Source organism: Marinobacter bryozoorum (genome assembly GCF_023156245.1).
Lineage (GTDB): Bacteria > Pseudomonadota > Gammaproteobacteria > Pseudomonadales > Oleiphilaceae > Marinobacter > Marinobacter bryozoorum.
This window is the reverse complement of record NZ_JAKZAH010000001.1, coordinates 164,825-184,642: the sequence shown is the minus strand read 5'-3', so window position 1 is coordinate 184,642 and position 19,818 is coordinate 164,825. Positions and strand designations below refer to the sequence as shown.

Sequence of the window (19,818 nt, the reverse complement as noted above, 5' to 3'; positions counted from 1 at the left end):
ACGTCCGGATGCCAGGTGGTCAAGGCGCCCCCAGGCTCTCCAGCAGACCCGGCTTCTCGATGACGTAGCCCTGGCCATAGTCCACACCCAGCTTGCGCAGCATATCCAGGGCTTCACGACTTTCAATGTGGGTAGCGATGACTTCCCGGTTCAGGTAATGGGCCATTTCCACCATGGAACGGACCATGGCCTGGTCAGTCTCACTTTCGGCGATCTGACCAACAAAGGCACCATCAAGCTTGATCATGTCCACCGGCAGGCTGCGCATATATTGATAGGACGCCGGGCCGGCACCAAAGCTGCCCAGGCAGAACCGACACCCCAGCTCCTGCATCTCGCCGATAAACTCCGCCACCGAATGCACATCCCGGATGGCAGCGGCCTCGGTGATCTCGAACCACAGGCGCTCAATCGGCGCATCGGCCTCGCTGAGCTTGCTGTAGATAAACTCCAGCAAGGCCTCATCGTTCAGCGAATAACCTGACAGGTTGATGCAGTAACCGGGCTGGCGCTGCCCCGCGCTGCCCTGACGGCCATTCCGGTTTCGTAGCCAGTCCAGCATGTAGCCCACCACCCAGCGGTCCACAAACTGCATGCGGTTGTACCGCTCGGCCATGCGTACGAAGTCAGCAGCGGTAATCAGTTCACCCTGATCATCGTACATGCTGATCAGCACTTCATACTGGGTGGTCAGCCGTGTGTCCTTGTGCAACGGGATGATCTTCTGGCATCGAAGCAGCATCCGCTCTTCGTCAAGGTCCCCCAGGCTGGCCACCTTGGCCGCAATCTGCTCCTGCTTGTCGAAATGCTCCGGTTCCAGCTGATAGACCGCGTATTTACCAGAACCACGGGTCTTCGCCAGCCGGCAGGCCTCTTCGGTGGCCCGCAGCCACCGACCGGCGGTGGCCAGCCCCGGCAACTGCGGGGCCAGGCCCGCGCTTGCCGACAGCCGGTAGCTGCGGCCCTGCCAGTTCAGCTCCAGTGTCTCGATGGCATGGATAATCCCCGCCACCATAGGCGCGGCCTCCTCCGACGGCAGCAGGAACCCGAATTCGTCACCGTCCAAACGCGCCAGGGGCATACCATCCACCAACTTCTCCCGAAGGATTCCGGCCACCCGCCGAAGGGCCTCGTCGCCAGCGGCCAGGCCGGCCGTGTCATTGAGCAGCCGAAACTGGCGCAAGTCCAGCCGCACCAGGGTGCGCTCATCTTCGTGTCGATTGAGCTGCTGTTCCAGTACCCGCTCGAATTCACGACGCTCCAGCAATCCGGTCAGTTCGTCATGGCTAGAGGCCCAGGACAGCTGCTCATAGACCTTGCGTACCATACGGTCGATACTCTCATCCACCAGCGGGCGCTCATACTGACTGTCGGGCACGATCAGCCCTTTTTGCATCCGCTCTGCCAGGTCTGCCAGCTCCAGTTCCACCACCCGCATACCCTGGTGGTTAACTAACACAAACCGGTTGAAGCCCCGCGCAATCCAGACCAGGCGGATGTACTGAACCTGGTCGCCATTACTCTGGTCTTTCAGCCAGTCGCCGGTGCGCAACTTCTGGGCCCGGGCGATCCAGCGTTGCAGGCGCCTCTGCAGGCGCTCCTCCTGCTTACGACCGGGGTCCTGTTCGGACCCGGCCCGGGGCATGGCGACACGCTCCATCGTCGTGCCCGGCGAACGCACCAGGAACTGCTTGAGCTCTTCCCGCACCTGGGTCGCGGGCAGGTGGTTACTGGAAATGGAGCCAAGCCCCTCCTGTATCAGTCTCAGCAGCTCCGACAGGTTGATGGTCGTTTCCGGGTCGTCAGCGAAGGCCATCAGGGTATCCAGGACCGAGAGGTAGTCCTGCCATAGCTGACTGTCCGGCCCCTGCCGGATCCAGGTCAGCGACAGCAGGTCCCGCCAACCCGCATTGAGCAGGCTGACGACTGCCCGGGGAACTTCCCGGCCACCCAGCCGTTCGTCGAGGGCCCGGCGGACGGCAGACCTGGATTCGGCGACTTTCTGGGCCCCCTCGGCGGCAGCGGTAACCCGCTCCACATTGCGGCGATAGATCAGGTTCTGCCGGTCAATCAGCGTATCCAGTTCACCCACAGCACCCTCAAATACCTGCGAGTCCTGCTCAAACTCGGCGGCAATTCGATCGACCAGGTCATCTACCCGACGCTGTACAGCCGGATTGGTACGTCCTCCACGTGCGCCCAGTTGCGCCAGGCGGTTCATCACCCCCCGGACCGGGCTTTCGATATCGTCGAAAAAGGCAGGGTCCCGCAAAACCACCTTGAGCACCGGCACTTCCAGGTGGCGCATCTGCTGCCTGGCATGCTCAGTCAGCCTCGGGCTTTCCACCACGCTGCGGAAGAACCGGTCCACTACGTCCAGGGTCGCTTGCTGCTCCTCGTCCAGGGCATGGTCACCGGAGCGCTTCACCTGACCGATCACCCGGTCCTTCAGGGGCGCAGCCTCTTCGCCAGGCTGCGGTGCCCTCTGCAAGGTATGGAGCTGGGCCTGGAGTTCGCCCTGCGACAGCGGACGGGCATTCTCGGCAAACCTCAACGGCGCTTGCTCTGCCACCCGGCCCGCCTTCAGGGATCCCACCAGGTTGCGCACGGTCTCAAAGGCGGACCGGGCGAGGGTCATCTGCTCCTGGAAACCCTGGCTGCGGCCATCACCTGAAGGCGTACTGCCAGCACCTGGCACCCGCTTTTTTTCAACCACAGGCGTTACCGGTTCGTTGGCAGCCCGCGCCAGGGCCGGTGCCGGTTTCGGCGGCTCACTGCGTGGTTTACGTTCGCTCAGGTAGCGACTGAGGTCCAGGTCCGGCAGTATGCCGTGGCGAATCAGGATCTGGTTAAGCTCTTCGTACAGTGGGCCAATCTTCTGCAGTACCAGGGTCTCGAAGGTTTTCAGGCAGACTTTTTCCACCCCCCGGCTGGCACGCAGACTCTCCAGGCCCGTATGGAAGGCTTCGCAGACCAGCGATGGACCAAGGGGATTCTGGTGACCGGTAGCGTTGGTAACGCCGAGGCGATCCAGCCGCATACGGAGCTGAAGGAGTTCGGCGCGATACAGGGTATCGGCCTTGGTCACCATCACCTTGATGGCCAGCCAGTCCTCGAATTCGCCCTTGTCCACCAGTGAGAGACTGGAAGTGGACTGACCCTCACGCTCCGGCTTCAGGGGTGACTCAAGGTAGCGCGACATCAGCAGCCAGAACGAACGCTGACGACTCCCCACCTGGGAGGCAGCATCCATGAACTCATTGGCCTGCTGGTCGCTGGCCGCCTTGAGGGCAGCCTGTCGCAGGTTTTCGGCCATGGCCACGAAGCAGTCACTCATCAGCGGCTCGATATGCCGGGTAACACTCCGCGCACACTGGTGCAGGATAAACTGTACCCGTTCACTGGGCGGCTTGAGAGAGACTCGCTCCTGGGACCCGCCATCTGCTCCACACTGGCTGAGCATGGCCTCCACCGCCCGGGGGCTGGAACGGGTGAACTCAACACCCATGGCACCATCAATCAGGCGCGCCGGCCTGGCCTTCAATTGATGGCGTTCCTGGCTGTCGCCGGTGCGGAAATAAATGCCCAGGTCTTCGCCGGGGTATCGTTCAAGGTAGGCGCGAATCCTGGCGGAGGTATCACCGGAATATCGGACAAACAGTCCTTCCGCGCAGAAATCAGCAATCTGGCAGGGCCACATCCCGGCTTCCCCCAGGTCTACCTGGGCAGCCAGTTTGATGGGACGTCGGGGGCTGGAGCGTCGTTCCTTCGGATCCATTCACTACCTGATCAATGGTGTAGCCCGGCAGACTCTGCCGACCGGGTTGGTTCCCTCACAACGGGCGATTGGTGACCACCCGCAACGCGACCTCAGCAGACCGGGACAACCGGCCAGCCCATCCGGCCGGAACGGGCTCTGTGGTCATTATAGACGTAATGGCGTGAAAACAAGGTCGCTGGCAGCTTGCCGCCGTCGAAAGCGGGACCCTTTTGTTGCCGTTGGTTAATGTGACTACTTTGGCGACGCTTCGTCAAGGGCGTTTCATGGCGAGCCGGGCATTCGCTCGCTATTGCCCATGGCAACACAGTGCCGCCAGCGATACCGTTTTCACCCCATATTCTTGACGAAGACCTTGGATCTGCGGCTGGTATTGTACGCAGCCAACTTCGGTCCCGGCAGTGACTGGACCGTCGAGGGTTCGAACCCCCGCTCCCTGAACCAGTGCTCGGTCTGGGTGGTCAGCACGAACAGCCGCGCCAGGCCCTGGGCCCGGGCCATGCGTTCAATCATCGCGAGAATCTCGTCACCCCGGCCACCGCGACGATAGGCCGGATCCACCGCAAAGCATGACAGTTCCCCGGCCTGCTCTTCCCGATAGGTGTAGAGGGCGGCGCAGCCGATAATCATGCCATCCCGCTCGGCCACCACATACTGGTCGATCTCGGTTTCCAGCATTTCACGGGACCGGCGCACCAGCACCCCCTGGTCTTCCAGGGGCTGGATAAGCTCCAGGATACCGCCGATGTCCTCTACCCTGGCACGGCGGACCTGCTCATAGTTGTCATCGGTGACCAGGGTACCTGAGCCATCCCGGGTAAACAGTTCCTCCAGGATGGCTCCGTCCCGCAGATAGCTGATGATGTGAGCCCGCCGCACGCCACGGGTGCAGGCATCACAGGCCGCCCTCAGCAGGTCTGCGTCATGGCCGGATACCACCTGTTCGTTAACCTTCTGCAGGGCCTGGCGCACGGTCAGTTCCCGTACCAGCGAGCTATCCTCATCCAGAACACCCTGATCGGAAGTAAACACAATCAGTTTGTCAGCGCGCAGGGCAGAAGCCACCTGGCTGCCTACGTCCTCATAGGAAAGATTGAAAATATCCCCCGTGGGTGAGTAGCCCTGAGGCGGCACAAGCACGATATGCCCCTGCTCAAGCAGGCGCTCGATACCCGCCGTATCCACCCGCCGCACCCGGCCGGTATAGCCATGATCCACGCCGTCGAGCACACCCACCGGCCGGGCAGCGACAAAGTTGCCGCTGCATACACGGATTTTCGCGCCATGCATGGGGGAATTCACCAGCCCCATGGACAGTCGGCTCTCCAGCCACGAGCGCAGGCTACCTACAGCCTCCATGATCAGGGGCAAATCCTGCTCCGGCGTGATCCGCAGGCCGCCGACAAATTCAGACTGATGACCCGCCCGCTCCAGGCGTTGCTGAATCTGGGGTCGGGCACCGAAGGTGACCACCAGGCGGATACCCAGGCTGCTCAGCAGGGTGATGTCATGGATAATGTTCAGCAGGTTGTCGCTGGCCAGCGCCTCACCGCCCAATACCAAAACCACGGTACTGCCTCGGTGGGCATTGATATACGGGGAGGAGTGACGAAAGCTGTGCAGCCAGTCGGATACGCTCATAGACAGAAATGCCTGATCAGTTGTTTCAGCAACATAATGGTTGGTTTGACCTGGGCCAGGTCCAGGTACTCGTCGGGCTGGTGAGCCTGGTCGATAGAGCCAGGCCCCATCACCAGGGTTTCCAGGCCAAGCTGCTGCAGCCAGGGGGCCTCGGTGGCAAAGGCGACAGCGCCTGCCTGGTGCCCGGTCAGTTTTTCGCAGACCTTCACCAGCTCGGCTTCCGCCGGGGTCTCGAAAGGCGGCACGCCATCAAACAGGGGCTCGAAAGTCAGCGAAAGCTCCCGTCTGCGGGCGACCGGCTCCAGGTGGCTGAGTATCGCCTGGCGCAGTTCAGCCATGTCCATGCCCGGCAGTGGCCGCAGGTCAAAGTGCAGCTCGCAACGGGCGCAGATACGATTGGGGTTGTCGCCACCGTGGATACAGCCCAGGTTCATGGTGGGATGTTGCACCCGGAAATGCGGGTTGCGGTACCGTTCCTGCCAACCGGTCCTGAGGGCCAGCAGTTCATTCATGGCCTCGTTCATCCCTTCCAGGGCATTGTGCCCCAGGGACGGGTCAGACGAGTGCCCGGACTGCCCTTCAAACACCAGGCGTTCCATCATGATGCCCTTGTGCATGCGGATAGGGCGCAGTTCCGTGGGTTCCCCGATTACCGCGTACCGCGCCTTCGGATAGCCTGCCTCTGCCAGCGCGCGGGCGCCGTTCATGGAGCTTTCCTCGTCGGCGGTTGCCAGCACGATCAGCGGTTGCTTCAACGGCTGCTGCGCCGCTTCCCTCGCCGCTTCGATGGCCAGGGCGAAAAACCCTTTCATGTCGCAGGTACCGAGACCGTACAGGCGGTTATCCCGCTCAGTCAGGGTAAACGGATCACTCTGCCAGCGCTTGTCATCGAACGGAACCGTGTCGGTATGGCCGGATAAAACCAGCCCGCCAGGCCCCGAGCCTAGCGTGGACACCAGGTTGTATTTGCCGGGCATGCCCGGCACCGGCAGGATCTCATTGCGGAATCCCAGTGAACCCAGCCACTCCGCCAGCAGGTTCACAACCGCTTCGTTACTGTGATCCCAGTCTGCCGACGCACTGCTGATGGACGGAATGCCTACCAGGCGCTCCAGCATGGTCCGGACATCCGGTGGACCCTGCCTGTTGTCAGACGGTTTCTGGCTGGTCGGGTTATTCATCTTGCCGGCTCCTGCAGGTCAATCCTGAAGGGACGGTGGTCCTCAGTCTGCAACCCGCTGCCCGCGACGCCATACCGCGATCTGATCCACGGCACGACGGGTCATCGGGTAGGCCACTTCACCACCATCCACCGGGCGCGCTACCTCCACCTGCTGCTCGTCCACACGGGTCAGCCGGCCTTCCACGTTACGCCCGTTAATCAGGGTAACCCGGACCGTGTAACCAAGCCAGTCCCCGGCCTGCCCCGGAGCGATGACCTGCCAGCCGGCGACAGTCGGTGCCTGCCCCGGGTCCAGTAAAGGTTCCAGCGCCTGTGACGGCACATCCGGGGTGACCGGCTCCACCCGGGAGAGGAAGACGTCCGGTACTGAGGCACCGTTGTAGGAAACCGTGAGGGACGAAGGCGTCGAGGCTCGGGGGCTTTCCGGCGAGTCCACGGAATGCCTCACCGGTATCCCCGGCCAGGGTGCCTGTGGGTCCAGGGTCACCGCCAGCTCGCCACCTTCTGTCAGCCACTGCCGGTACAAGGCCATCAGCTGGGGTGAAGCTTTCAGCCCCCGGCTCTCCAGCCCTTCGCGGAAAGAAGTCATAACAAGGTCTGCCCAGGCTGTCGGCGGCAAGCCGGTTTCCCGGGCACAATAGGCCGTTACACGACGCATCATGCCGCCATCCCGCAGTACAACCCGGGTTTTATCGGCACCCGGCGTGAGGGTGACGGCACCGGAATCCAGCCGCAGCCGCGCACCCTCCCAGAACACCCCGAAACCACCGGATTCCCGGACGTGCACCTCCAGGCGGACCCCTCCGGCGCTCTGACGCAGCTGGGCGTCACCCGCCAGGTCATTGATACCCATGCGGACCAGGTCTCCACTGCCCAGTTGCTGCCGGGCATCCGGACCACACACTGGCATGAACAGGGGCCTTGGCGCCTGCTGATCGGTGTCGGTGACCCAGTTGCGCAGCATGGCGGAGTCCAGCGGCAAACGCCAGCCAGAGGCCTCCAGTCGCCATTCAGGGGGCAGCTCGTGTGCATCCCGGAGCCCCCGCAGCAGCGCCAGCGGTGAACCTGCCTGCAGGTGCAGCTGCCGGATTGTCAGGGCCCGGGTTAGCCGGAACGACTGGAAACGGGTATCCTCAAGCACCAGCTCACCGCCGACCCCGGAGCTGATACTGCCCCGCTCCAGTGCCCCATAGTCTGACAGCGACCGACGTAGTTCCCCCATGGTCTGATCCGCGTACCACCAGACCGCTCCCTTGTAGGCCCCCCAGGCCAGCAGGGCCAGGATCACACTCAGCGACAACAGTTTTCTCAAGGCTTCCTCTCCCTGTGGAGCACCCGTGGCCGGCAGACCGGGTTACCCGGCGAGTCAGTTGCGGGAAATCAGTGTACCCACCCCCTCGTCGGTAAAGATTTCCAGCAGCGTGGCATGGGCCACACGGCCATCGATGATATGGGCCGTACGTACACCGTTTTCGACTGCGCTCAGGGCACAGCGGATTTTCGGCAGCATGCCTCCGTGGATGGTGCCATCCTCGATCAGATCATTGACCTGGGCGGCAGTCAGGCCCGTCATCACCTTGTCGTCCTTGCTCTTGAGACCGGAAACGTTGGTTAACAGGATCAGCTTTTCCGCTTTCACCGCCTCGGCCACCTTGCCGGCGACCAGGTCCGCATTGATGTTATAGGAGGCTCCGTCCGGCCCCACCCCGATGGGCGCGATGACCGGTATCACATCGCTGTGGGTAAGCATGTCGATGACCTTGGTATTCACCAGCGCCACCTCACCAACGTGGCCGATGTCGATGATTTCCGGGCGGCTGACCTCGTCAGACTTGCCCACAACCTCCAGCTTGCGGGCCTGGATCAGGTTGCCATCCTTGCCGGTGAGACCCACTGCGGTGCCGCCATGAGCGTTGATCAGGGAGACAATCTCCTTGTTCACCTGGCCGCCCAGTACCATCTCAACCACATCCATGGTCTCCGAGTCGGTGACCCGCATGCCGTTGACGAAGTGAGACTTGATGTTGAGCCGGTTCAGCAGATCACCGATCTGCGGCCCGCCACCGTGCACCACGATGGGATTGATACCCACCAGCTTCATCAGCACCATGTCACGGGCGAAGCTGCTCTTGAGCTCCTCGTTTTCCATGGCGTTGCCGCCGTACTTGATCACTACCGTCTTGCCGGTAAACCGCTGGATATAGGGCAGCCCCTTGCTCAGGACGTCCGCCACCTGCATTGCCGTATCACGATCCAGTGCCATTCATCTTGCCTTGTCAGTGGTTCGGCCCGGCGCACCGGGCTCAGGTCATAAGTTCAGAAAGTTATGTTCACATCCGGGGCCAGCGCCTTGAGCTGTCCCCGGAAAATCTGCTTGATGCGTTCCAGGGCTGACTCGTTTTCCGCCTCGAACCGCAATACCAGCACCGGGGTGGTATTGGATGCCCGGCACAGCCCCCAGCCATCCGGATAATCCACCCGGACGCCGTCAATGGTGGTGATATTGGCCTCGCCAAAGTCGGCCAGGTCTTTCAGACGCTCGATAATGCGAAACTTGCCCTCGTCCGTCACCTCAAGGTTCAGCTCCGGGGTGCTGATATCCTCCGGGAACTCGGCAAAGACCTCGCTGGCCTGGCGGTCCTCGATACCGAGGATCTCCAGCAACCGTGCAGCCGAATAGAGCCCGTCATCAAAGCCATACCAGCGTTCACCGAAGAAAACATGCCCGCTCATCTCACCCGCCAGCAGGGCACCGGTTTCCTTCATCTTTGCCTTCATCAGGGAGTGGCCGGTTTTCCACATCACCGGGCGACCGCCGGCGGCGGAGATTACGCCACTGAGACGGCGGCTGCACTTGACGTCAAAGAGTACGTCGGCACCGGGATTGCGGGAAACCACATCCCGGGCGAAGAGCATCATCAGACGGTCGGGCCAGATAATCTTGCCTTCGTTGGTGACCACGCCCAGGCGGTCACCATCACCATCGAAGGCAATGCCCACATCGGCACCTTCCTGACGGACCCGGTCAATCAGGTCCTGCAGGTTCTCCGGCTTGCCAGGATCCGGGTGATGGTTGGGGAAGCTGCCATCCACTTCGCAATAAAGCGGGATCACCTCACAGCCGAGCTCCTCCAGCAACAGCGGCCCGAGTTCACCGGCGATGCCATTACCGGCATCCACGACCACTTTCAGGGGGGCTGCCACGGCAATGTCGCCCAGGATACGGTCCAGGTAATCCCGCCGCACATCCTGGTCCGAGGCGCTACCTTCACCCTGGTGCAGGTCACCGGTCTGCGCCCGCTGCAACAGCCTCTGGATGGCCTCTTCCGCCAGGGTTTCGCCACCCAGCATGATTTTCAGGCCATTGTAATTGGACGGATTATGGCTGCCCGTCACCATCACCCCTGAGCCGGTGCCAAGGTGGTTTGTGGCAAAGTAGAGCACCGGCGTTGGCACCGCCCCGAGCCGAATGACATTACACCCGGATTCCATCACGCCCCGGGCCAGGGCATCGGCCAGTTCAGGGCTGGAGTGGCGGCCGTCATAGCCAATGCAAAGCGTATCCTGGCTTCTGTCCAACGCCTCCGAGCCAATGGACTGGCCAATCAGGCGAACCACCTCCGGCGTCAGCGTTTCACCGACAATGCCGCGAATATCATAGGCCCGGAATATGGAGGGGGACAGTTCGGCACGAGGCACCGGGGCTTCGGTCACTTCCGGCGTGGCACCGGCCGGGCTCTCGCCGAAGCCGAGCACATCTTCGTCGCCATCGAGCATATCGATGTCCGGCATATCCCGTTCCTGGAACAGGGGCTCGCCCATACCTGGATCGCCCGCCTGCGCGGGCTTTGGCTCTGGAGCCTTGCGGGCATTGCCTTCAACCCGCTTCTCCACCGCCTTGCTCAACCGATGCAGCACATCAGCCAGTACCGATGGTGTCTCCCAGTGAAACCGGGGGGGCGCCGTACGATCACCTGAAAACGCCTTGTTGGCCCACTGAACCAGGCGGGTTGTCTCCTTGCGGATGCCGGACTGGGCGGACGACAACAGCAGCCACACAGTGATTGCAGCGACCAGGAAACCTGCGATGACCAGGCCCAGCAGAACCAGGGGTGTTATTGAACCGGGCACCGGCTGCGGCTGATAGCGAAGGCTCCAGTCAGGAACCGACAGCGAGCGTGTCACCTCGGGCCCGCCCCCCTGCCCACGACTGACAACGTTGCGGGACTGCCCCCCTACTGTCTGGATCAGCGTGGCCTGGCCGTTCATACCGGCAAGTACGTCCGCCAGTACACTGGCGTCAAACTGGATCACCAGCGTGCCTTCAGACACTTCGGTGGACGGATTGCGAACCCTGGCGGCCATTTGTATCCGCCAGCCACCATCTGCCGGAAATGCATCCGGGGCAGCAGAGCGGCCAGTTTCCGCACGTCGGGCCAGGTCCAGGGTAGCGAAGCCAAGGCCCGCCTGCTCATCCGCACGCCGGGGTATGGACCCATAGGGAAACAGGAACACCCGTTCGACACCCGACATCATGGACTGCAGCTCACTGGCCATTTCACGGGCACCGCCGATCTCACCCAGGGCGTCCCGCACGGAGGTCTGGGTGCCCAGCCCCTGAGTCAGGGACTGTAAAAAGCTTATGCGCTGCCCCAGCCGGTCGGCTGCCAGGTCTGCGCCCCGCTCAGCCATCTGCTGCTGATCCCGGTTTTCAGCGGGCTGCAAGACCGCGAAGTAAAGCACGGCAGCCACCACCATGCCGACAAGGATCACGGCAAGGGCCTGGCCCACGGCTACCGACGAAAGCTTGCGAACCTTGCTGCCCGCCGATGCCTTCGGTGCCTTGCCCTTTGCGGTTTTCGCCATGGCTTTCTTGTTATCGGAAGCGGCCCCGGACGCCGGTTCAGCGGTCCCTGCCGCTTCCTTTTTCTTGCCAAGTTTCATAGTCGGCTCCGTCTCGACGGCTTTTTAGCACTGCGTAGTCTTCAAAGGGTGAATGGCTGTCAGTATAGATGGTTACATGAATTCGTTAATGACACATTTGGCGTATTGGAAACTTTCTCAGTGTCGACCAGTGGAGCCGAAGCCACCTTCGCCCCGTTCGCTGGCGTGGAATTCATCGACAATATCGAACCGGGCCTGCACCACCGGCACCAGCACCAGCTGTGCAATACGCTCGCCCACATTCACGGTGAACGCCGTGGTGCCGCGGTTCCAGCATGACACCATCAGCTCACCCTGGTAGTCGGAGTCAATCAGTCCCACCAGGTTGCCCAGCACAATACCGTGCTTGTGACCCAGGCCACTGCGGGGCAGGATCACGGCCGCCAGGGAGTTGTCCTCGATGTAGATGGACAGCCCGGTGGGAATAAGCAGGGACTCGCCGGGCGCCAGTGTCACGGGTGCTTTCAGGCAGGCTCTCAGGTCCAGCCCGGCGGAACCATCGGTGGCATAGGTGGGCATGGGAATATCCTGGCCGATGCGGTCATCCAGGATGCGCATCTGCACGGGTTGGTGACTCATACTTCTCTTCCTCAGGACGGTTTTGGGGTCAGGCAGGTAGCCGGTCGGCAATCAGGGCGATGAGCTCCCGGGCGATATCACTCTTTGCCGCAGGACCGATGTCACGCTGGCCACCGGACCAGAACACGGTGACCGCATTCTGGTCACTGTTGAAGCCAATGCCCGGGGCGGATACATCGTTGGCGACGATCATCGCCAGCTTCTTGCGTTTCATCTTGTCGGTGGCGTACGCAGCGACATCGTTTGTTTCCGCCGCGAAGCCCACGGTAAACGGAGCATCGTCCCGGGCGGCAATGGTGGCCAGGGTATCGGGATTACGGACCAGTTCCAGGGACAGGGCCTCGCGGGCCTTCTTCATTTTCTGGTCGGCGGCCGCTAGCGGACGATAATCCGCCACAGCAGCCGTCGCGATAAAGATATCCGCGCCCCTGTCCACTTCGGCAGTGCTGGCCTGCAACATGTCTTCGGCGGTCTGCACCGGCACCACCTGCACCCCCGCTGGTGCCGGCAGGCTGACCGGACCGCTGACCAGGGTCACCTCGGCCCCTGCGGCCCGGGCGGCCTCCGCAATGGCGTAGCCCATCTTGCCGGAGCTGTGGTTACTGATGTAGCGCACCGGATCAATGGGTTCCCGGGTGGGCCCGGCAGTGATAACCACCCGACGCCCGGTCAGCGGGCCGGCCTTGCCGGGCGCCGGCGTCTCAAACTGATCGATCAGGCCGAACAGGGTCTGGGGTTCCAGCATCCGTCCCGGCCCGGTGTCACCACAGGCCTGGCTGCCCTGGTCAGGGCCCCAGAGGGTAATCTGTGGGTCTTCTTCGAGCAGGCGGACATTGCGCTGTGAACGATGGTTGCCCCACATGGCCTGGTTCATCGCCGGAGCCAGGGCTATGGGGGCCTCTGTGGCACAGCACACAGTAGCCAGCAGGTCATCGGCCAGGCCGTGGGCCAGCCGTGCCATGAAATCCGCCGACGCCGGTGCCACCACCACCAGGTCTGCCCACTTGGCCAGCTCGATATGCCCCATGCCGGCCTCTGCTTCAGGGTCCAGCAGGGAGCTACGCACCGGCTCACCACTGAGGGCCTGGAAGGTCATCGGGGCAACGAAGGCCTCGGCACCCCGTGTCATGACCACCCGTACCGGGTAGTCGGCTTTCCTGAGCAACCGCACCAGCTCTGCACTTTTATAGGCAGCAATACCGCCGGTGATACCCAGCAGGATGTTCGGTCTGGCCATGGTGTCTCCGTTTTACCCGTGTCCGTTCAAAGGGCTATAAGATAGCATTGCCGACACTTCCCCGACAGTGGGTCGGTCATGCTAAGATTCCTGTCGCTGTCGTCGCGGACGGTCCGACCGGGTCAGTCCTCGCCGCGGCACCCATGAACGCAAGGAGCACCCACAAGGATCCGGGATGGATACATCAGCACACCCACACTGGCCCCGGGACGAGCGCCCCCGGGAGCGATTGCTCGCCCACGGCGCTGAGAGCCTGTCTGATACCGAGTTGCTTGCCATATTCCTGCGCACCGGAACAGCCGGCATGCCAGTGATGGCCATGGCCAGGCACCTGCTGGATGAGTTTGGCAGTCTGCGGGGCCTGATGACGGCTTCCCACAACGGCTTTTGCCGGGTTCGCGGGCTCGGTACAGCCAAGTACGCCCAGGTGCAGGCTGCCATGGAAATGGCCCGCCGGGTCATGGACGAGCCCGTTCGTCAGGGTGACCCGCTGACATCTCCTGAAGACACCCGGCGCTACCTGGCAGCCAGGCTGGGTACCCAGCCCCATGAGGTGTTTGCCGGCCTATTCCTGGACAACCGGCATCGGGTGATCCGTTACCGGGAACTGTTCCGGGGTACCATTGACGGTGCGGCGGTCTACCCCCGGGAGGTCGTACGCCAGGCGCTGGACTATAATGCGGCGGCGGTTATCTTTGCCCACAACCACCCATCAGGGATTGCCGAACCCAGCCAGGCAGACATTTCCCTGACCCGCCGCCTCAAGGATGCCCTTGGGCTGGTGGACATTCGGGTCCTGGATCATATGGTTGTCGGGCATGGCGAGACGATCTCCCTCGCTGAACGCGGCCTGATGTAGTTTACCGCTGGTCCAGGCCGTCGGCCTGGACGCTGCACAATTTCCCAACAATTTTTTGCGTTAGGTGCCCCGTTCTGGTATAAAAGCGTCCCTTTCTGGCGGCGTCTGGCGAGCACCGTGCGCACTGCAGACACGTAAAGCAACCAGAGACCCGATGTCAGGAACCTCTGCGAAGGATCAGCTTCAGAGGCTCCCTTAAAACGAATTCGTATTCAGGACCCAAGCTCAGGTCGGAGGCAAACATGTCCAGAGTCTGTCAGGTAACCGGTAAGCGGCCGGTAACCGGTAATAACGTTTCTCACGCTATGAACCACAACAAGCGTCGTTTTCTGCCCAACCTGCAGAGCCATCGCTTCTGGGTCGAGTCCGAGAAACGCTTCGTGAAGCTGCGCGTATCCACCAAGGGTATGCGCATCATCGACAAAAAAGGCATTGACGCTGTGCTGGCCGATCTTCGTGCCCGCGGCGAGAAAGTATAAGGAGCCGCATCATGCGCGAGAAAATCAAGCTGGTTTCATCAGCAGGTACTGGTCACTACTACACGACCAAGAAGAACAAGCGTAACACTCCGGAAAAGATCGAGATCAAGAAGTACGATCCGGTTGTCCGCAAGCACGTTGCGTACAAGGAAGCGAAGATCAAATAAGATCGCCGCTTACAAAAAAACCCGGCCATGGCCGGGTTTTTTTGTGCCTGCTTTTATCCGACGCCCAGCCTTTCCAGTCAGAACGTTTCCAGGTAACCCTTCGGCAGGGCGATATCCATGGCAATGGGCAGGTGATCGGACAGCGGGTAGCTCACCACTTCCGAGTTGCGGATCTCCAGGCTGGGGCTGACCAGGATATGGTCCAGCGCCCGCTCCGGGCGCCAGCTGGGAAAGCTGTGCGCGGTTGCCGGCAGCGGCACCAGGTCAGCGTCCCTGAGCGGCGTATTGGTCAGCAACTCTTCGGCATGGTTGTTGAGATCCCCCATCAGCACCACGTGGCGATAGTTCGCTATCAGTTCATGGATATAGGCCAGCTGCCGGACCTGCCCCGCCTTGCTCAGGGACAGGTGCATGATCACCAGCACCAGGGGGTCGTCTGCGTCACCGTAACGGGCAATAATGGCGCCGCGCCCCGGCAGCAGACCCGGTAGCCGGTGCTCGGTGACATCGAGGGGGCGGAATCGGCTCAGCAGCCCATTGCTGTGCTGGGCCACGGGTCCAAGGTTGCGATTGAGCTGCTGATGCCAGTAGGGAATGCCTGCAGCCTCAGCCAGGTATTGCACCTGGTTGATGTAGCCACTGCGCAGACTGCCGCCATCACACTCCTGCAGGGCGACTACATCATAGTTGCGCAACAAGGTCGCAATACGATCCAGGTTTTCAATCCGCCCCCGGTGTGGCAGCACGTGCTGCCAGCTCCGGGTCAGGTAGTGGTGGTAGGAGGCGGTATTGATACCCACCTGGATATTGAAGGTCAGCAGGCGGATATGATGATGCGGCTCGAAATCCGGCACATGGTCGACCCCCGAACAGGACCCCCTTGACGGCGCAGCCCTGCCGGTACGATCGGCAAACCCCTGTTTCAGCCTTCGATACATCTCAACCTTCTGCACATGCGGATGGCAGGCTCCGGACAAAGCGCCCGGGGCCGGTCGCTGCCTTCTTACTCAGCGCTTTCACCACGCTCCATCTCAACAAGGTAGTCAACGACGGCGAGGGCTTCCTCATAGCCGCCGGCCATGCTCGGCGAGGTACGATACTTACCGGCCACCAGCATGGTAGGCGTACCCTGGACCTGGGCTCCGCGCAGAACGGACATGGCCCGCTGGGTCTGCGCCTTCACGCCGAAGCCATTGAAGGCCTTGAGAAAGGCTTCACGGTCAACCCCCTGCTCAGCGACAAAGTCGGCCAGGTCGGAGGCGCTGGCCAGGTTCTGGCGCTCGGCGGCCAGCGCCTGGTAGAACGCATCATGGGTCTGCTCGCGGGCATCCAGGGCCTCACTGGCATAGAACGCCTTGGCATGCTCTGCCGCGGCACGGTTCATGGGAGCCGGCAGGTAAACGAAGTTGATGTCCTCTGCCATGTCTTCTTTCCAGGCCTGCACGTAGGGCTCAAACTCCATGCAATAACCACAGCCGTACCAGAAAACCTCGGCCACCTCGATGCCCTCGCCAGAGGACGCACTCACCTCACTGGAAAGGCGCTGGTAATGCGTGCCCTCTTCCCACTGCCCCTCGGCGGAGGCGGAGAACGCGAGGGTGGCGACAATAGCGCCGGTGATCAGTTGTCTGAGAATTCCCATGGATATACCTCTGGATTCAGTCTGGTTTTATGTCGGTCGTTACCCGGAAAAGACAGGGCCACCGGAAAAAGGTTCACCCGGGATTATGTCCCAGGCCAGCCTGCCGTATCCAGTCATACCGGGGTTACCACCCTGACAGGAAGCCAGAAAAAGCAAAAGCCCGCACATGGCGGGCTTTTATCAGGGCTTTGCCGATACGGCTGCAATCAGTGCAGGCCGGAAATATAGCTGGCAACGGCCTCGATTTCTTCATCGGTCAGGCGGGAGGCAATGTCCACCATGATCTGGGACTTGTAACCGCCACGGGACGCGTCACGGTAATCGTTGAGGGTCTTGGCCACGTACTCAGCGCTCTGCCCGCCAAGATGAGGGTAACCGGCAGGCTCATTACCCTTGCCTTGAGGGTTATGGCATGCGGCGCAGGCCGGTACACCGGAGGCAAGGTTGCCACCACGGTACAGGGCCTCACCCTGATCAGCCAGCTCTGGATTCGCCTGCCCCAGGGGCATTTCTTGCTGGTTGAAGTAGGCGGCCAGGTCTCTCAGGTCCTCATCGGACTTGCCGTCCAGCTGCCCGGTCATCTCCGGGATCTCACGGTCGCCATCACGAATAGCAACCAACTGGTTGTAGAAATAGGTTTCGCCGAGACCGGCCAGCTTGGGGTATACCCCCATTACCGGAGCGGTACCTGCCTGTCCATGACAGGCCGCGCACGCAGCGGCCTGGGTCTCACCAGCTTCAGGATCTCCCGCGCCATGGGCCGTCATAGAGAGGCCCACGCCGAGAACCACACCTGCGATCAGTTTCTTCATGCTCGCTCCGCTTATTCTCTCATCTGAAACGTTATTCTTTGTGACGCTGGCAGCACTGGAAAGGCACGATTATCGGGCCGTTGGCAGTAGTAACCTGCGCACTGTCCGGAAATTGGTGTAGCATTATACATTAAGGAGCCAATGAATAAATGCCATGGGCCTGTCTCAGGTCAACCCGCTAGCCATCGGCTCTCGCCCGGACCACCAAACCGACACCTCGCACTCAGGAATACTCCGTGACATCCGAAGCTCCGAAACCAATTTCCTTCAACAGCGCCCGCTTCCTGGTCAGTGCAGCACAGCTGCAGGACTGCCCGCCGGATGCGGGGCGAGAGGTTGCCTTTGCAGGCCGGTCAAATGCCGGCAAGTCCAGCGCCATCAACTGTATCACCACCAATGGTAAGCTGGCCCGCACCAGCAAGACACCGGGGCGCACCCGGCTGATCAACTTTTTTTCACTGAACCGGGAAAACTGCCGGCTGGTGGACCTGCCCGGCTATGGCTACGCCAGGGTTTCCCGGGACATGAAGGACGACTGGCAACAACACCTGAGCCACTACCTCACAGAACGCCGCAGCCTCGCCGGGCTGGTACTCGTCATGGACATTCGCCACCCGTTGACCGACTTTGACCAGATGATGGTGGAATGGTGCGAACATAACAAGCTGCCGCTGATGATTCTTGCCACCAAGGCTGACAAACTGAAGTTCGGCCAGGCAAAGACCGCCATGCTGGGTATTCGCAAGGCCCTGAAAGACAGTCAGTGCCTGGAACACCTGGTCATGTTTTCAGCCACCAGCAAGACCGGTCTGGAAGAATGCCGCAAGGGGCTGTCAGACTGGCTGGAATCCGGCCAGGCAGAAGGCTGACGCCGAGCATTAAAAAACCCGACCGGTCATCCCGGTCGGGAATCGTCAGGGTTTGCGACGTACTGAGACCTGAGTCTCACCGGCGAGTCCGTTGGCACCGGTATTGACTGTGATCAAACTTTCACCAGGAAGTTCCCTTAACCGAGGAAATCCACATGACCGCCACCGTTGTTCCGCTGAACGAAAGCAAGCAGCAGATCCAGCTGACCGCCCGCGTAATGGCAGAGCAAAAACAGGCTTTCACCCGCAACCCGTTGCCAACCGCCAGCGAGCGCCTGGATAACCTGCAGCGTCTGAAGAAAGCCTTGCTAGCCCACCAGGAGCAGTTCTGCGAAGCGATCGACAGGGATTTCAACGGTCGCTCCCGGGACGAAACCCTGATCGCCGAGGTGATCCCGTCTGTGGAAGGCATCAACTACGCGATGAAAAACCTCAAGGGCTGGATGCAGCCGGAGCGGCGCAGCGTATCCATGCTGTTCCAGCCGGCCAGTAACAAGGTGTACTACCAGCCCAAGGGCGTGGTCGGCATCATCGTTCCCTGGAACTACCCTCTGTACCTGGCGATCGGGCCACTGGTGGCCGCACTGGCGGCGGGTAACCGGGCAATGATCAAGATGTCAGAGTTCACCCCCCATACCTCTGCCCTGCTGGCGAACCTGGTCGAAGCCACCTTTCCCCGGGACCTGGTAGCAGTGATCAATGGCGAAGCCGATGTGGCCGCCGACTTCTCTGCCCGCCCCTTTGACCACCTGCTGTTCACCGGATCCACCACGGTGGGACGCCTGGTCATGAAAGCCGCCTCGGAAAACCTCACCCCTGTGACGCTGGAGCTGGGCGGAAAGTCACCGGCCATCGTTTCCTCGGATGTGCCCGTGGAAGATGCCGCAGAGCGCATCGCATTCGGCAAGGCGCTGAACGCGGGCCAGACCTGCGTGGCACCGGATTACGTGCTGTGTCCATCGGACCGCATCAACGCCTTTGTGGACGCATTCCAGGATGCCATGGCGCGGATGTACCCTACACTGAGGGACAACTCCGATTACACAGCCATCATCAATGACCGTCAGTACCAGCGCCTGCAGGAGTACCTGGCCGACGCCCGCAGCAAGGGCGCCCAGGTTATCGAGGTCAACCCGGCGGGGGAGCATTTCGAGGAGGGCTGCCGCAAGATGCCCGTCACCCTGCTGCTCAACCCCACGGAAGACATGAAAGTCACGCAGGACGAAATCTTCGGCCCGCTGTTGCCGGTGGTGGCGAGCAAGGGACTGGAAGATGCAATGACCTTCATCAACAGCCGCCCGCGACCGCTCGCACTCTACTACTTTGGCTACGGCCGGGACGAACAGAAACGCCTGCTGGCAGGCACCCACTCCGGCGGTGTCTGCATCAACGATGCGCTGATGCATGTGGCCCAGGATGACCTGCCCTTCGGCGGCATTGGCGATTCCGGCATGGGGCACTACCATGGCAAGGAAGGTTTTCTCACCTTCTCCCACGCAAGGGCCGTTTTCAGCAAGCAGAAGATCAACAGCGGCAAGCTCGTCTACCCACCGTACGGCGGAGCCTTGCACAAACTGGTCTATCGCTTCTTTATTCGATAGTGTATTGCGTCGACTTCCTTGACGCGC

General features: G+C 61.5%; 16 protein-coding genes. 5 read left to right on the top strand and 11 right to left on the bottom strand.

Annotated elements, in window-relative coordinates; translation table 11 throughout:
* Positions 1-19: 19 nt before the first annotated feature.
* The 8 genes from MLC59_RS00775 to coaBC all read right to left on the bottom strand — a co-directional run bounded on the left by MLC59_RS00775 (position 20) and on the right by coaBC (position 13,362).
* Positions 20-3,778, bottom strand: a complete 3,759-nt coding sequence (locus MLC59_RS00775; RefSeq protein WP_248230101.1) for a DUF1631 family protein — start codon at positions 3,776-3,778, stop codon at positions 20-22.
* Positions 3,779-4,108: 330 nt separating this feature from the next.
* The gene (gene argA / locus MLC59_RS00770; RefSeq protein WP_248230100.1) at positions 4,109-5,419 is read right to left on the bottom strand and encodes an amino-acid N-acetyltransferase; all 1,311 of its coding nucleotides are present in this window, start codon (positions 5,417-5,419) and stop codon (positions 4,109-4,111) included.
* Positions 5,416-6,600, bottom strand: a complete 1,185-nt coding sequence (gene argE, locus MLC59_RS00765; protein WP_248230099.1) for an acetylornithine deacetylase — start codon at positions 6,598-6,600, stop codon at positions 5,416-5,418. Before argE ends, argA begins: the two co-directional genes overlap by 4 nt.
* 42 nt (positions 6,601-6,642) lie before the next feature.
* On the bottom strand, positions 6,643-7,914 hold the full coding sequence (locus MLC59_RS00760) for an acetylornithine deacetylase (protein ID WP_248230098.1): 1,272 nt from the start codon (positions 7,912-7,914) through the stop codon (positions 6,643-6,645).
* A 54-nt stretch (positions 7,915-7,968) separates the two neighbouring features.
* Positions 7,969-8,865 (bottom strand): acetylglutamate kinase, encoded by an 897-nt coding sequence (gene argB / locus MLC59_RS00755; protein ID WP_248230097.1) that lies wholly within the window; start codon positions 8,863-8,865, stop codon positions 7,969-7,971.
* A 53-nt stretch (positions 8,866-8,918) separates the two neighbouring features.
* Positions 8,919-11,546 (bottom strand): phosphomannomutase/phosphoglucomutase, encoded by a 2,628-nt coding sequence (locus MLC59_RS19885; RefSeq protein WP_282450790.1) that lies wholly within the window; start codon positions 11,544-11,546, stop codon positions 8,919-8,921.
* Between the two features lie 117 nt (positions 11,547-11,663).
* On the bottom strand, positions 11,664-12,125 hold the full coding sequence (dut, locus tag MLC59_RS00745; protein ID WP_248230096.1) for a dUTP diphosphatase: 462 nt from the start codon (positions 12,123-12,125) through the stop codon (positions 11,664-11,666).
* Between the two features lie 28 nt (positions 12,126-12,153).
* On the bottom strand, positions 12,154-13,362 hold the full coding sequence (gene coaBC, locus MLC59_RS00740; RefSeq protein ID WP_248230094.1) for a bifunctional phosphopantothenoylcysteine decarboxylase/phosphopantothenate--cysteine ligase CoaBC: 1,209 nt from the start codon (positions 13,360-13,362) through the stop codon (positions 12,154-12,156).
* A gap of 175 nt (positions 13,363-13,537) precedes the next feature.
* On the opposite strand from coaBC, the gene radC reads away from it, so the two are divergent.
* From radC to rpmG, 3 genes are all read left to right on the top strand, one after another.
* On the top strand, positions 13,538-14,221 hold the full coding sequence (gene radC, locus MLC59_RS00735; RefSeq protein ID WP_248230093.1) for a RadC family protein: 684 nt from the start codon (positions 13,538-13,540) through the stop codon (positions 14,219-14,221).
* Between the two features lie 242 nt (positions 14,222-14,463).
* Positions 14,464-14,700 carry a 50S ribosomal protein L28 gene (gene rpmB, locus MLC59_RS00730; RefSeq protein WP_091853210.1) on the top strand — a complete coding sequence of 79 codons (237 nt, stop codon included), beginning with the start codon at positions 14,464-14,466 and terminating at the stop codon, positions 14,698-14,700.
* Between the two features lie 11 nt (positions 14,701-14,711).
* Positions 14,712-14,867 carry a 50S ribosomal protein L33 gene (gene rpmG, locus MLC59_RS00725; RefSeq protein WP_091853212.1) on the top strand — a complete coding sequence of 52 codons (156 nt, stop codon included), beginning with the start codon at positions 14,712-14,714 and terminating at the stop codon, positions 14,865-14,867.
* A gap of 77 nt (positions 14,868-14,944) precedes the next feature.
* On the opposite strand, the gene MLC59_RS00720 is transcribed toward rpmG, so the two are convergent.
* From MLC59_RS00720 to MLC59_RS00710, 3 genes are all read right to left on the bottom strand, one after another.
* The gene (locus MLC59_RS00720; protein ID WP_248230091.1) at positions 14,945-15,805 is read right to left on the bottom strand and encodes an endonuclease/exonuclease/phosphatase family protein; all 861 of its coding nucleotides are present in this window, start codon (positions 15,803-15,805) and stop codon (positions 14,945-14,947) included.
* A 65-nt stretch (positions 15,806-15,870) separates the two neighbouring features.
* The gene (locus MLC59_RS00715) at positions 15,871-16,509 is read right to left on the bottom strand and encodes a thiol:disulfide interchange protein DsbA/DsbL (protein ID WP_248230090.1); all 639 of its coding nucleotides are present in this window, start codon (positions 16,507-16,509) and stop codon (positions 15,871-15,873) included.
* A 206-nt stretch (positions 16,510-16,715) separates the two neighbouring features.
* Positions 16,716-17,321 carry a c-type cytochrome gene (locus MLC59_RS00710; protein ID WP_248230089.1) on the bottom strand — a complete coding sequence of 202 codons (606 nt, stop codon included), beginning with the start codon at positions 17,319-17,321 and terminating at the stop codon, positions 16,716-16,718.
* A gap of 236 nt (positions 17,322-17,557) precedes the next feature.
* On the opposite strand from MLC59_RS00710, the gene yihA reads away from it, so the two are divergent.
* Positions 17,558-18,190 (top strand): ribosome biogenesis GTP-binding protein YihA/YsxC, encoded by a 633-nt coding sequence (yihA, locus tag MLC59_RS00705; protein WP_248230088.1) that lies wholly within the window; start codon positions 17,558-17,560, stop codon positions 18,188-18,190.
* Between the two features lie 155 nt (positions 18,191-18,345).
* Complete coding sequence (locus MLC59_RS00700; RefSeq protein WP_248230087.1) at positions 18,346-19,791, top strand: coniferyl aldehyde dehydrogenase; 1,446 nt, start codon at positions 18,346-18,348, stop codon at positions 19,789-19,791.
* Positions 19,792-19,818 lie beyond the last annotated feature (27 nt).